The organism is Streptomyces sp. NPDC003379 (assembly GCF_053589195.1).
The window spans coordinates 227,550-239,980 of the sequence record NZ_JBSFRK010000008.1 but is presented as its reverse complement, the minus strand read 5'-3'; the positions used below and the strand labels follow the sequence as shown (position 1 = coordinate 239,980).

The 12,431-nt window shown below is 71.3% G+C and carries 11 protein-coding genes and 2 pseudogenes; 4 read left to right on the top strand and 9 right to left on the bottom strand.

Going from position 1 to position 12,431, the window contains the following annotated elements:
- Positions 1–253: 253 nt before the first annotated feature.
- On the bottom strand, positions 254–751 hold the full coding sequence (locus ACWDVB_RS10515) for a peptidylprolyl isomerase (RefSeq protein ID WP_451514296.1): 498 nt from the start codon (positions 749–751) through the stop codon (positions 254–256).
- A gap of 59 nt (positions 752–810) precedes the next feature.
- Between ACWDVB_RS10515 and ACWDVB_RS10510 the strand changes: the two are divergent.
- Positions 811–1,223, top strand: a pseudogene (locus ACWDVB_RS10510) (IS630 family transposase); the annotation flags it as partial.
- Between the two features lie 389 nt (positions 1,224–1,612).
- On the opposite strand, the gene ACWDVB_RS10505 reads toward ACWDVB_RS10510, so the two are convergent.
- Entirely contained in the window at positions 1,613–2,344 is a 732-nt protein-coding gene (locus ACWDVB_RS10505) for a DUF7873 family protein (RefSeq protein ID WP_451514297.1), read from the bottom strand.
- A gap of 585 nt (positions 2,345–2,929) precedes the next feature.
- Here ACWDVB_RS10505 and ACWDVB_RS10500 point away from each other — a divergent pair.
- The 3 genes from ACWDVB_RS10500 (at position 2,930) to ACWDVB_RS10490 (ending at position 5,999) form a co-directional block, all read left to right on the top strand.
- Positions 2,930–3,115 carry a DUF7713 domain-containing protein gene (locus ACWDVB_RS10500; RefSeq protein WP_451611958.1) on the top strand — a complete coding sequence of 62 codons (186 nt, stop codon included), beginning with the start codon at positions 2,930–2,932 and terminating at the stop codon, positions 3,113–3,115.
- 59 nt (positions 3,116–3,174) lie between these two features.
- Positions 3,175–4,368 (top strand): hypothetical protein, encoded by a 1,194-nt coding sequence (locus tag ACWDVB_RS10495; RefSeq protein WP_451514298.1) that lies wholly within the window; start codon positions 3,175–3,177, stop codon positions 4,366–4,368.
- Between the two features lie 596 nt (positions 4,369–4,964).
- Positions 4,965–5,999 (top strand): extracellular catalytic domain type 1 short-chain-length polyhydroxyalkanoate depolymerase, encoded by a 1,035-nt coding sequence (locus ACWDVB_RS10490; RefSeq protein ID WP_451514299.1) that lies wholly within the window; start codon positions 4,965–4,967, stop codon positions 5,997–5,999.
- Here the strand turns inward: ACWDVB_RS10490 and ACWDVB_RS10485 are convergent.
- The 7 genes and pseudogenes from ACWDVB_RS10485 to ACWDVB_RS10455 all read right to left on the bottom strand — a co-directional run bounded on the left by ACWDVB_RS10485 (position 5,965) and on the right by ACWDVB_RS10455 (position 12,149).
- Positions 5,965–6,987 carry an NAD-dependent epimerase/dehydratase family protein gene (locus ACWDVB_RS10485; RefSeq protein WP_451514300.1) on the bottom strand — a complete coding sequence of 341 codons (1,023 nt, stop codon included), beginning with the start codon at positions 6,985–6,987 and terminating at the stop codon, positions 5,965–5,967. The genes ACWDVB_RS10490 and ACWDVB_RS10485 overlap by 35 nt on opposite strands.
- On the bottom strand, positions 6,984–8,141 hold the full coding sequence (locus ACWDVB_RS10480) for a cytochrome P450 (RefSeq protein ID WP_451514436.1): 1,158 nt from the start codon (positions 8,139–8,141) through the stop codon (positions 6,984–6,986). Before ACWDVB_RS10480 ends, ACWDVB_RS10485 begins: the two co-directional genes overlap by 4 nt.
- Positions 8,138–8,551: a hypothetical protein gene (locus tag ACWDVB_RS10475; RefSeq protein ID WP_451514448.1), complete on the bottom strand. Its 414-nt coding sequence runs from the start codon at positions 8,549–8,551 to the stop codon at positions 8,138–8,140. The genes ACWDVB_RS10480 and ACWDVB_RS10475 overlap by 4 nt, the downstream gene beginning before the upstream one ends.
- Positions 8,552–8,642: 91 nt before the next feature.
- Positions 8,643–8,912 (bottom strand): annotated as a pseudogene (locus tag ACWDVB_RS10470) (glycosyltransferase family 2 protein); the annotation flags it as partial.
- Entirely contained in the window at positions 8,909–10,384 is a 1,476-nt protein-coding gene (locus tag ACWDVB_RS10465) for a class I adenylate-forming enzyme family protein (RefSeq protein ID WP_451514301.1), read from the bottom strand. The gene ACWDVB_RS10465 and the pseudogene ACWDVB_RS10470, both read right to left, overlap by 4 nt.
- Positions 10,384–11,124, bottom strand: coding sequence for a glycosyltransferase family A protein (locus ACWDVB_RS10460; RefSeq protein ID WP_451514302.1), 741 nt, complete (start codon positions 11,122–11,124; stop codon positions 10,384–10,386). Before ACWDVB_RS10460 ends, ACWDVB_RS10465 begins: the two co-directional genes overlap by 1 nt.
- Positions 11,121–12,149: a 3-oxoacyl-ACP synthase III family protein gene (locus ACWDVB_RS10455; protein ID WP_451514303.1), complete on the bottom strand. Its 1,029-nt coding sequence runs from the start codon at positions 12,147–12,149 to the stop codon at positions 11,121–11,123. The genes ACWDVB_RS10460 and ACWDVB_RS10455 overlap by 4 nt, the downstream gene beginning before the upstream one ends.
- Positions 12,150–12,431 lie beyond the last annotated feature (282 nt).

The window sequence follows — 12,431 nt, the reverse complement described above, 5'->3', positions numbered from 1 at the left end:
GCCGGTTTGGTAACCGGCGATCGTCGCGACCATTGCAGCTCACCCCGCGCCCAAGCTTGCCGCGGAAGACATGGGAAGCGCAGCCTTCTTGCGGCCCCGAAGCCAGGGCGAGCTACCGGCAGTGACTACCGCTCCGAGCCTGGCGGGCGATCCTGCTCATGATCAAACCAACACGCGCGCTGCTCACCAGACACGGATTCCGGTGTTTCGCAGGAGCCAATGCTCATGAGTGCGCGCTCCCTACAGCCAGGTGCTAGAGGGTGCCGGAGGCGGAGATGGCGATCTCGGCCTTGGTGGCGCCCGACTGCGAGCCGAAGCTCTCGATCTTCCTGACGAGGGCCATGCTTTCGTCGTCCGCGACCTCACCGAAGACGACGTGCTTGCCGTCGAGCCAGCCCGTGACGATCGTGGTGATGAAGAACTGCGAGCCGTTCGAGTCGGGGCCGGCGTTGGCCATCGAGAGCAGGCCCGGCTTGGTGTGCTTGAGCTGGAAGTTCTCGTCGGGGAACTTCGTGCCGTAGATGCTCTTGCCGCCGGTGCCGTTGCCGGCGGTGAAGTCGCCGCCCTGGAGCATGAAGTCCGGGATGACGCGGTGGAACTTCGAACCGGCGTAACCGAAGCCCTTCTCGCCGGTGGCGAGCGCGCGGAAGTTCTCCACGGTCTTCGGCACGACGTCGTCGAAGAGGTTGAACGTGATGCGGCCTTCGGGCTTGCCGCCGATGGTGATGTCGAAATAAGCCTGGATTGTCATGGCCCTCATCCTGTCATGCCTCCCACCCGCAGACCGAACACCCCGCAGAGCCTGCCGTGACCCCATCTGACCAGGAAAGATGCCCAATGCACTCAACTCACGGAATCACCTGCTTCCACGGCTGCTGCTCCGTCGGCGACTAGATGTGGGGGGTCGACCGGCGCCGCAAAGGCATCGACCACACCTGGGCCGCCTTGAAGACGATCCGGGCAGCCCGCCCGGACGGCGCTCCGACCTACGCGTCCTGGGCCAACCCCATCGAGGCGCACTTCGGACCGCTACGGCAGTTCACGGGCCGACTCGAACCACCCCGACCACCCCGACCACACCGTCCAGACACGGGCCCTGCATGCCTACCTGCGCCGGCGGAACCAGAACGCCCGATCACCCCGACGTCCTCGCGGCCCGACGACGCGAATGCGCCCGCATCCGCAGCGAAAGAGGCGTCCGCTGGGGCGGCAGGCTAACGTGACGGAGCCCGGGAGCATGTCCAGCTCCCGGGCTCCAGCTTGCCACCCATTTGCGCACACCGGCGGCGTTTAAGAACCGCGGGTCATGTTGAGATCGACGTGTTCTGCCTTTGAACTACAGCGCCACGAGAGAGGCGCCGAGGGGACTTGAACCCCCATCCGTCGATGTTCGCCCACGCTCGGTCGATCCGGTGTTCGGCGGCGAATACTGAGACTGGAGCGAGAATCTGAGTTTCACGGGGCCGCCTCTGCCAGGCTTGGGCCACCCCCGCACGTGGTGCGGGGAGAGGGATTCGAACCCCCAACTGACACCCCTTCATCAGCTTCAACATCAGTTTCAGCTTGCGCTCATCGCGCACCCTCCGCTCGCGACGGAGGGCGTATATGGAGGCTACCGGAACAGGTAGCCGAATACCGCGTCGCCGACCCGCTGGTCGGTGACCTCGGTGTTGTTCGCCTCCTCGCGGGCGAACTTGACGGACTGCTGGAGCTTCTCGACGCGGTCGAGGAGCTCGTTGACCCGCCGGGCGGGCAGCGCGCCGGAGAACTTCACCGTGGTCCAGTAACCGACCGGGACGTCCTCGTAGTACACCTCTACCTGCGCCGGGTGCTTCTCCGTGGCCTCGGCCTTCACGTGGTTGCGCGGAACCTTCTTCGTGCGGATGGTCCGCACCGGGTCCGTCTTCCACGAGTCCGTCGAGGGGTCCAGGTTCCAGGACTCGGAGGCGTCGAGCACTGGCAACTTGCGCACGAAGGTGTGCAGGTCGGTGAGTTGCTTCTCCAGGAACAACAGGTACGGGACGGGCACCTGGGGCAACAGCACCGTACCGTCGACCACCACGTCCGCGACCGCGGACCGGTTCGCCCAGTCCTTCGTCGCGGTCACGTCGAAGAGCCGCGTCAGCGTCCCGGCGGTCGCCCGCAGCGCATCTTCGGCCTTGATCTGCACCCGCGTGGACTCGGGCGGCAGCTGCTCGCCCTCCTCGTCCTTGGGCTGGTAGGTCCGGGAGATGCCGGCCAGCAGGGCGGGCTTCTGCACGTCCTGGTGAGCCTGGGAGAGCTCCTGGAGGGCCTTGGACTTGACGCCCTTTTCGACTGCGATGATCTGATTCAGCTTCGCCACACGGCGAACCTAACAACCCCGCGCCGCACGCACACCCGATTAAACGCCTGCCCCGTCCCTTCCGCCCGAGAGGGCGGGGCGGCGGGTGTGAGACCGGACCGGGGCGCGAAGGTCACCAACCGTAAGGAGGCCGCCCGGTCGGCGGCCGTGAACATTCCCGGTCACAGCACTAGAGAGGGTGCAGGAGGCTCTGTCGCGGTCGGCGACCACGCGGGAGACCGTCGCGCAGGTGCTGGCGGAGCTGTCGGCCGCGGAGGTGGAGCGGAACGAATTGGCGCGAGCTGACCTGAACCCTGACCGCGGGCGCCGACTGCCCCACCGGCTCCCCGGGCAACCGTCCGTCACGGCGGTACCATTGGTGCCCGTAGCGCCAAAGCAGTTGAGACCGTAACGCCGCTGGGACTTGTCGGCCTTCAGGAGGCGTCGTCTGCGCCAGGCACCCTCGGCCCGCCCGACACGGACGACCGATACGCCTGTTGCCGCCACAGCCACGTACTCGTGGCTGATGACCAACAGCCCCTCGTCCGGGGCCGTCAGCGGCTCGAAGTGCAGACCGCTGTGGTGCGTCCCACCTGACGTGCGTGCCTGGCCGACGGCGTCGTCCTGCCGCGTCGCGGGGTCGGCGGACGCACTCTGTCGTGGCACGAACTGGTCGAAGCGCTGTTCTCGTTCGAGGGCTTCCGGTTCCGGCTGATCGACGACTGCCCCTTCACCGCCGAGCGTTCAGAGGCCGCCAAGACGGCGCTGGGCGTGCACGACACTTCGAGCTGAACGTGGACGCCCAGCCGTGTTGAATGGAACCCGGAGCGTATGCACAGGCGGAGGCCGCGATGTCCGAGTACCAGCACTATCAGTTCCTCGCCGTCGACCGGCCCTTGACCGACGAGCAGGTGGCTGAGGTCCGCAAGTTGACCTCCCGCGCCGCTCTCACCCGCACCACGTTTGTGAACAGCTATCAGTGGGGTGACTTCAAGGGCAGCTGTGACCGGCTCATGGAGAAGTACTACGACGCTCACCTCTATTTCGCGAACTGGGGCTACCGCAAGGTCATTTTGCGATGGCCCGCCGAGCAGCTCCCCTTGCATATCGCCGAGCGGTACTGCACCGGCGCATCAGCTGACGCCCGCCGGCACGGCGAACACGTTCTCATCACGCTGGTCTCCGATGACGAGGACGGGGAGTTCGACGACTTCAACGACCTCTTTGACTTCAACGACCTCTTCGACTTCGACGACTACGGAGACACCGGCCGCGAAGAGCAATGGCTTCCCCTGATCGCAGAAGCGCGCCTCGACGTCGCGGGCGGGGACATGCGTCTGCTCTACCTGGTCTGGCTGCTCTGCCTCAACAACAACGACCTGGACGACGACGATGTCGAGCCCGCGCTTCCCACCGGCCTCGCCGCCCTTCCCGACTCCCTCACCGGCCTGGCCGGCTTCCTGCGCATCGACCCCGACCTGATCACCGCGGCGTCCTCACCCCTCCCGCACGCCGACCCCGGCCCCACCCGCACCATGTACGAGTCTTGGGTCAGCACGCTGCCGCGGACGGAAAGGGACGCCGCTCTGGTGCGCCTCCTCCACGACGACGATCCCCATTCCATGGCTGACCTGCGCCGACGGTTCCGCCTGGCCCACCCGGGCACGACGCCTCCCGAGCCCGGCCGTACCGTTGCCCAACTACGGGCCGCCGTGCCCGCGGCTGCCGCTGAGCGCCTCACCCGCGAAGCGCGGGAGGAAGCCGAACGCGAGAAAGCCGAACGTCGACAGGCGCGTGCTGCCCAGCAATGCCGGCTGGCCGCCATCCAGGACGATCCCGAGGCCGCGTGGAGCCGCGTCAACGAGATGATCTCGTACCAGAAGGGCCGCAACTACCCTGCTGCTGTGAAGCTACTGGGGGACCTGTCCGTGTTCGCGGACCGCGACGGTACCAGCGAGGCCTTCGCCGAGCGTCTCCGTGCGCTGCGCGGTCGGCACCACACCAAGAAGGCCCTGCAGCGCCTGCTGGACGCCGCCGGCTTGTGAGCCACCCACCGCGGTCCTCTTTGTGGGCGCTGTCGGGCAACGCACGTGCGGCAGTTCTGTGCAGTACCTGGTCAGCTGCATGCCACGCACGCGATGTTTACAGCGCCGATTGGAACAGCCTCACCAGAGCTCTCGAACTGCAACGCTGCACGCCGGCGACCCCGGACGCCGAGGTAGCTGACCGGCCCATCACCTGAGGCCGCCGCGTATCCACGGCTGCCCGTAACGAGCCGGAGACCGGGAAGAACGTGGTGACCGATCCGGGCGTCTGCCGGATCCGGTGGGGCCATGTCGAACTCATGCTCCGCCGAGGTACCGATGCAGTTGGCTGGGGGCCACGCCGATTGTCCTCCGGAGGCGAACAGGCCGACGACGCTGGCGCCACTCAGGACACGAACGGCGCGGCCGAACGCCGCAAGCAGGAAGACCAGTGAACGATAGCCGCGCGGCAACGAAGTCCACGTATGGGGCCCGGCACCACCGGGGCGACCGGCATTGTGGCGGCCCTACCCGAAGCGCAGACACCCTGCGCGCCCCTAGCTTCCACACAACCGTGTGATGGGCGTCATCACAGAGTCAAACATGGAGGTCCCCCCATGCTCCCTCCCTTGCCCGCCGCCTGCCGCCGACCAACCGCAACGTTCGCTGCGGCACTGGCTGTCCTCCTGCTCGCCGCACTGTCCGTTGTGTCCTTGTCCAGCCCGGCTCGCGCGGTGGCCACCCCACACGAAGTGACGGGTTTCGGGTCCAACCCGGGGAACCTGCGCATGTTCCGTTACGTGCCCCCGGGGCTGTCCGACGGACGCCCCGTCGTAGTCGCCCTTCACGGCTGCACCCAGAACGCCTCGGCCTATGCGGCCAACACCGGTTGGATGGAGCTGGCCGACACGTACAAGTTCGCCGTGGTCTTGCCGCAGCAGCGGACGGCGAACAACGCGAACTCGTGCTTCAACTGGTTCGAGCCCGGTGACACCCGACGGAACTCCGGAGAGGCACTGTCGATCAAGCAGATGGTCGACCGTACGAAACGGGACAACGGCTCGACGAGCGCCTACGTCAGCGGCCTCTCGGCGGGCGGAGGGATGACCTCCGTCATGCTGGCCGCCTACCCCGACATCTTCTCGGGCGGGGGAATAATCGCCGGGCTGCCCTACGGCTGCGCCAACTCGGTGTCCTCCGCCTTCACCTGCATGAGTCCCGGCATCGGCAAGAGCCCCAAGGAGTGGGGCGACAAGGCCAGGGCGGCCTACTCACACTCCGGTCCGCGCCCCAAGGTCTCGATCTGGCAAGGCACCAGGGACTGGACTGTGAAACCCATGAACGCCACCGAGCTCATGGAGCAGTTCACCAACGTCAACGGCACAGACCAGACGCCGGACACCACGGACACGGTCGCTGGCTATCCGCACCGGGTGTACGGCGGCACAGTGGAGACCTATGAGATCACCGGGATGGGGCACGGGCAGCCCGTCGACCCGGGGGCCGGGCCGGCCCAATGCGGCACCTCCGGCGCCTACATCCTGGACGTGAACATCTGCTCCGCCTACCACCTCGTCCGCTTCTGGGGCATCGACGACAGCACCTCGCCCACACTGCTCACCCATCCGACCCGCGCGGGCGGAAGGTGGTGACAGGTCGTGTTGGCCGGGAGGGAAGCTTCGCGGGTGGCCTGTGAAGCTGCTGTATGGGGAACCGATAGCGGCGCTTCTGGAAGGCGAGCCCGGCAGTTTCGTAGTCCTGGAGAGTGCGGCCAGCTGACCAGCCTTGAGACTCGGCCCTGGAGACGTCGAGGACGACGGAGTGGGCGAGTTGGTCGACGGCGTAGCGGGTGAGCGGCGGCTCGGCATGCGGGCGCAGCCGCGCCAGTCCCTGGGCAGCGTCCGCCACGGCCCGGGCCACTGGCAGCGGGATGTGACCGATGCGTGCCCGTACGCCGTGGGCGCGCAGGACCGTGCGGATCGCCTCGTCCCGGTCGTAGGGCACCGGGTCGGCGATGTTGTACGCGCCCGGCGGCCAGCCGGCCGCCACCAGGCAGGCATGGGTGAGGTTCTCGACGGCGGTCAGGCTGAGGCGGACGCTGGGCCCCGGGAGCATGAGCCGACCACGGCGGACGCGGGACAGCAGCCGGGGCACCAGATGGGGGTCCGTGGCGCCGTAGACCGCCCGGGGCCGCAGCACCACGGCGCCCGCGGCGAGCGCCAGCGCCTCGCCGGCGGCTTTCGTGCGGCCGTAGGCGTTCAGGTGCCCGCGCACCGGGTGGTCCTCGGTGATGCGGGCACGCCCGGGGCCGGGCGCGTACACGCTGGCACTGCTCACCCACACCACCGGCCGGCCGGCGGCCGCCTGAAGCAGCCGCGCCGTGCCGTCGACGTTGACGGCGTGCAGGACGGCCTCGGCCGGGGAGCCGGGAACCGGGTCGCCGACGGCCGCCGCGCAGTGCACGACGAGGTCGGCGCCGGACAGGTCCGGCACCTCGCGCGCGGCATCCCAGGGGGTGTGCCGGCCGACCGGGCCGGGGCGTCGTCCGACACACAGGACATCGGCGCCGCGGGCGGCGGCCGCGGCGGCGACATGTGAGCCGCAGAAGCCGCTCGCGCCGGTCACAGCGATCGTGGTCATCGATGGAGCTCCGGGGATCGGCGGATGTCGGCTGCCCGGACGGTGAGGGAGCGCCAGCTGGGCAGGGCCGCGCCCCGGTCCACGCGGGCGCGCAGCACGGTGGGGCGGTGGGAGGCGAGCGCGGCGAGTGTGTCGTCGAGCTGCGCGCGGGCCAGGCGCGCGCCGGGACAGGCGTGGGCGCCGGTGCCGAAGACGAGCCGGGCCACGGCGGGCGGAGCCGGATGACGGGCGTCCGGCGGCTGTTCGTGGGCCCGCGCGGCGTGCCGTGCGACCAGGATCAGCCGGTCCCCGGACCGTACCGGGCAGCCGTCCAGGTCGGCGTCGGCCGCCGCCACGCGGGGCAGCAGCGGGGAGGGGGCGGTCACCCGCAGCAGTTCGCCCACCAAGGCCGGGCGCAGCCGCTCGTCGGCGGCCTGCGCCCAGAGCCCCGCGTCGGCGCACCATGCGGCGGCGCGGGGCAGGGCCGCGACGGTGGTGTTGACGGCGGCGACCGCGAGCATGGCCCTCAGGGCCGCGTCCCCTGCCTCGCCGCGCCCGTCGGCCGTCGCGAGCAGCGCCTCCAGTCGAGCCGTCGCCGCAGCGGCCGCGCGTGCGGTGCCCGGTCGGCGGAGGCCGGGCAGATGGTCGCGCACGGCGGCGGCAGCTGCCTCGGCCGCCGCCGCGGCGATGCCTTCCGGGTCGCCGCTCGTGCCCAGCAGCGCGCGGACGGTGGCGCCGGCCAGTTCACGGGCCATCGGTACGAGGTCGACGTCGCGGCCCGCGCCGAGCGGGGCGAGGCGGCGGTGCAGCACCTCCTGCCACACCGGGCGCAGCCGCTCCACTCCGGCCGCGCCGAGGTCCTCGGCGATCGCGCGACGGGTGGCGCGGTGCCCGGCGCCCTCCTCGTCGAAGAGGGCGTTGCCCGCGGACAGTTCGCGGGCGACGCCGCCCGTGGTTCCGTCGGCGGTGCGGTCCAGCGGGATCCTGGTGAGGGCCTGCCGGTAGGGCGCGGTGCCGTGCACCAGCACCGCGCCGCCGATGCGGGTCACCGGCCGGCGGCGGGCGGCGGCGAGGATGGCGAACAGCACAGGGTGGGAGCGGGTGTACACGCGCCGGTCGCGGCGCCGGGCGGCGCGGAGCGCGGACGCGGCGCGGGCCGCGGGAGTCGTGGTCATCGGACGTGCACCTGCTTCGGGTCGGCGGGGCGGTATCGGCGGTCCCAGCACCACAGCAGGGTGCGGCGCGCTCCCCAGGCCCGCAGGCGGCGCAGGCTGGTGTGCACCACCATCCGCTCGGCCCGCGTGACCCGGTCGCTGTGCTCGCGCGCCCGGTTCAGAAGGACGACGTCCTCGGGCGGCCCCTCCAGCGGAGTGCGGGGCGTGCCGCCGCAGCTGAGGTACAGCGCGGCCGTGATGGCGACGTTGTGCCCGTGGCACAGCACATACGGCGCGCGGTAGCGCGGATGCCGGTGCTCCGTGCGATAGCGCCCGTACAGCGCGGTCGCCCTGACAAGCGCCGGGAGCAGGTACCGCTCGGCCAGGGAGGGCGACTCGTCGCGGCGCGGAAGGCTGCGGCCACAGGCCATCTCCGTCCCGCGCGCGAACTGCGCGCGCCGCGGCGATCCAGTCGGGAGCGGGCAGACAGTCGGCGTCCGTGCGCACCAGCAGTTCGGCGCCGTGCGCGATGGCGTACCGGAAGCCGGTGTCGGCGGCGGCACCGGTGCCCCGCTCCTCCTCCCGTACGAGGTGTACGGGGAACGGCGCGCCGGCGGCGAAGCGGCGGATGATGGCGGCGGTCGCGTCGGTGGAGGCGTTGTCGACGACGGTGAGGGTGAAGCCGGTGTCGCTCTGGGCGGCGAGCGCGGCGAGGGTCGCCGCGATCCCGGCCTGTTCGTTGTGGGCGGGCACCACGGCCCACAGCGGCAGCGCGCTGCCGGACGCGGTCATATGTGGCTCCGTGCGCCCGAATGCCGGGCGGCGAGGCGCGCGGTGGCGGCGCGGTCGGGCTTCAGGGAACGGCCGGACAGCGGGATGTCGGCGAGGAGTACGGCGTCCGCCCGGGCGGCACCCATGCGCTCCAGCGGTCCCTCCAGGGCCGACCGCAACGCGTCGCGGCCCACCCCGGGCCCCGGCTGGACGACGGCGACCAAACGCTCGTCGTCGCCGGACGGTACGCCCACGAGCAGCGCGAGTTCGACGCCGGGTATGTGCAACGCCGGTTCGTACAGCCCCGGGTAGATGTTCTCCGCGTGCCGCAGGATCATGTCTTTGCGCCGCCCCTCCAGCACGATCCGGCCGCCGTCCAGGCGTGCCCGGTCGCCGGTGGCGACCCACGGGTCCGGGTCCTCGCCGAGGTAGCGGTGGCGGGCGGCGGGGCCGGACAGCAGCAGCTCGCCGGAGGCGTCGGTCTTGGCCGACACCCCGGGCAGGGGCGCGCCGGCCAGGTCCCCGTCACCGGTGAAGGCGGCCTTGTCGGCCTGCTCGACCGCCGCGGCGGGGAACATCTCGGTCAGCGCGTAGACGCCCCACGCCTCCTCGGCGCCCGCGCGTTTGACGCGAGTGAGCAACTCGGCGCTCGCGGGAGCCGATCCGGCCCACACGCGGCCGCAGAAGCGGGCGTCCTCCGCCAGCAGCCGCCGGAGCTGAGGCGGCGTCAGGTACGTGGCCTGTGGGGCCAGACGGCGCAGTTGGCGGCGCAGCACAGGCGTGGAGCGGGCGGGCAGCGCGACCGGCGCCCCGCTCGCCAGCGACGGCAGAAGGACGAAGAACGTGCCACCGAGGACGGGCCGCCCGGCCTGGGGCCGTACCAGCTCGGCCACCGTGGCCATGCCGGCGGCGAGCGAAGAGCGGCTGTGCACCACCGCGCGGGGCCGCGAGGTGGTGCCGGAGGTGAACAGGATGACCGCGTCGCCGTCCCCGTCCACCGGACGCGGCAGTGGCACGGCCCGGACATCGGCGTCCAGGGCGGGGGCGCAGCCGGGCAGCCGTGGCCCGAGCGTGGCCACCGGTCCCAGCTCCGCGAGGTCGGGCAGAGCCAGTCGGGCCCGGCGGGCGAGCGGCCGGGCCCACCCGGCGACCGCCTGGGCGGTGGCGTCGGCGAGCACGATGTCGGGCCGGGCCAGGGCGAGCCGGGCGCGCAGCACGTCCGGCCCGGCGCCCGGATCGAGCACCGCGGCCCGGACACCGAGCCGGTGCGCGGCGAGCATCACGGCCAGGGCCCGGGGCCCTGGCCGTACGGCCACGCCGACGGTGCCGCCGCGTGCGACGCCTCGCGCGTGGAGGGCGGTGGTGTAGCGGTCGGTGAGGGCGGCGAGGTCCCCGTAGGTTGCTTTGACGCGGACGGCCCCGGTGCGGGTGGTGCCGAGGACGGCGGGCCGGTCGGGGTGGCGGCGCAGGGCGTGGGTGAGGGTGTCGAGCATCAGCGTGGGTCCTCCCCGTGACGGCCCGGGCCCCTGTCGAGGTACCAGCGGGCGGTGCCGACGATTCCGTAGGCGGACAGCCGCCGGGTGGAGTTGTCCACGACCATGTCGCGGGCGTGGACGATGGCGGTGGTGCGGCGGCGTACCCGGTTCAAGAAGAGCCGGTCGGTGGGGGAGGGGCGGCGCGGCATCCCGCCGACGGCTTCGTAGAGCGCCGCGGTGATGGCCATGTTGTTGCCGGCGTGCATCCGGTAAGGGGTGAGGTAGCCGTGGCGGCGGTGGTGGGCGGGGCGTAACCGGCCGAAGAACGCGGCGATGCGGACCAGCGCGCGGAAGGCGGCCCTCCCGAGCGGCCCGTGCTCGTCACGGCGTGCGTCGACGCGCCCGCACACCAGGCCCGCGCCACGCCGCAGGGCGCCGCGGGCACCGGCGGTCCAGCCGGGGCGCGGCAGGCAGTCGGCGTCGGTGCGGGCCAGCAGCGTCGCGCCGTGCTCGATCGCGTACCGGAAGCCGGTGTCCACCGCGCAGCCCACGCCCTTCTCCGGCTCGTCGAGTACGTGGACCGGGAAGGGCGCCCACCGGGCGAAACCGCGCGCGATGGCCGCGGTGCCGTCGGTGGAGGCGTTGTCCACGACGACGAGGGTGAAGCCACGGTCGCGCTGGGCCGCGAGCGCGTCCAGTGTGGCGCCGATGCGCGCGGCCTCCTGGTGCGCGGGCACCACCACCCACAGGCACGTCATGCCTTCTCCCAGACCATTGTCATGATGCTCACACCGCCACCCAGGCCCACGAACAGGACCCGGTCCCCGGGGCGCAGCCGCTCGTGGACGCGGTCGAGCTGCACGCCCAGGGTGGCGCTGGCCATGTTTCCGAGCTCGGGGACCGTGACGACGAGCCGGTCTTGGGGGACGCCGGTAAGCTCCACGAACCGCTCCAGGTACGGCACGGTGACCTGGTGCACCAGGACGTACCGGAAGTCCTCCCACGTCAGTCCGGTGCGCTGCCGCATCCGGTCGAGCACCGACGTACCGACCTTCTCGAACACCTCACGCAATTCGCTGCCGTCACCGTGGAAGTAGGTGTGCTCGTCCCCGCGAGGATGGCGCGAACCGCCGCCGAAGATGCCTCCGACCGACCAGTGCTCGGAGTGCGTCTCGGTGTCCACGTCGACGATGCCGCCCCGGTCCACGGGTTCCAGGACGACCGCGGCTCCCGCGTCGCCGAAGGTGTAGCCCGCGAAGCCGTCCCGGAGTTGGCCGGGGCCGGCCGGGGCGTGCCGCACCGCGCGGCTGGGGGTCTCCCCGGTGACGACCAGGGCCCGGCGGGCACGGCCGGTGAAGATCATCGCCCGTGCCGTGTCGATGCCGTTGACGAAGCTGTTGCACGCGTTGGTCACGTCCAGCGCGTGCGCCCGGGAGCCGAGTTCGGCCTGGACGATGTGCGCGGTCGCCGGTTCGACGACGTCCCGCGAAGCGGAGGCGAACACCAGCAGGTCCACGTCGTACGGGGTGAGCCCGGCCCTGTCCAGCGCGGTGCGGGCCGCCCGCACCGCGAGCGTCGAGGCGTACTCGCCCTCCACCACTGCCCGTCGCGAGGCGATGCCAGTGGCTCGTTCCAGCATCCGCGGCGGCAAGGACAGCCCGGAGGCCGCGGCGATCCGCTCCTCCAACTGCCGGGACGTCACTTCACGCTCCGGCAGGCAGGAGGCCACTGCGGTGATGCCCACCCGGCACACCGGGGCGGAAGCAACGTGGTCTATGTGCATGGGCTGAACGCTACGAGCGAATCAGAACAGCCCGCCTGAGCCCTGGTACTCAAACGGCAATAGGTGATTGGCCGCACGCCTGCCGTTCGGGCCCAGCACTGATGACGCAGACGGCGTGGTTCAGTTTCAGGCCGACGTCGAAGACGACGAGCACGGAGTAATCGGCGACCCAGCATCGGGCGCGCGGTATCGCTTCGCGAAATGCCTACGAATCTCTCGTCCCGGTGCTGGTGGCGGTCTGGAACACCCCGTGTTGTCCGGGATCGGCGCTGGCGGGCTTCT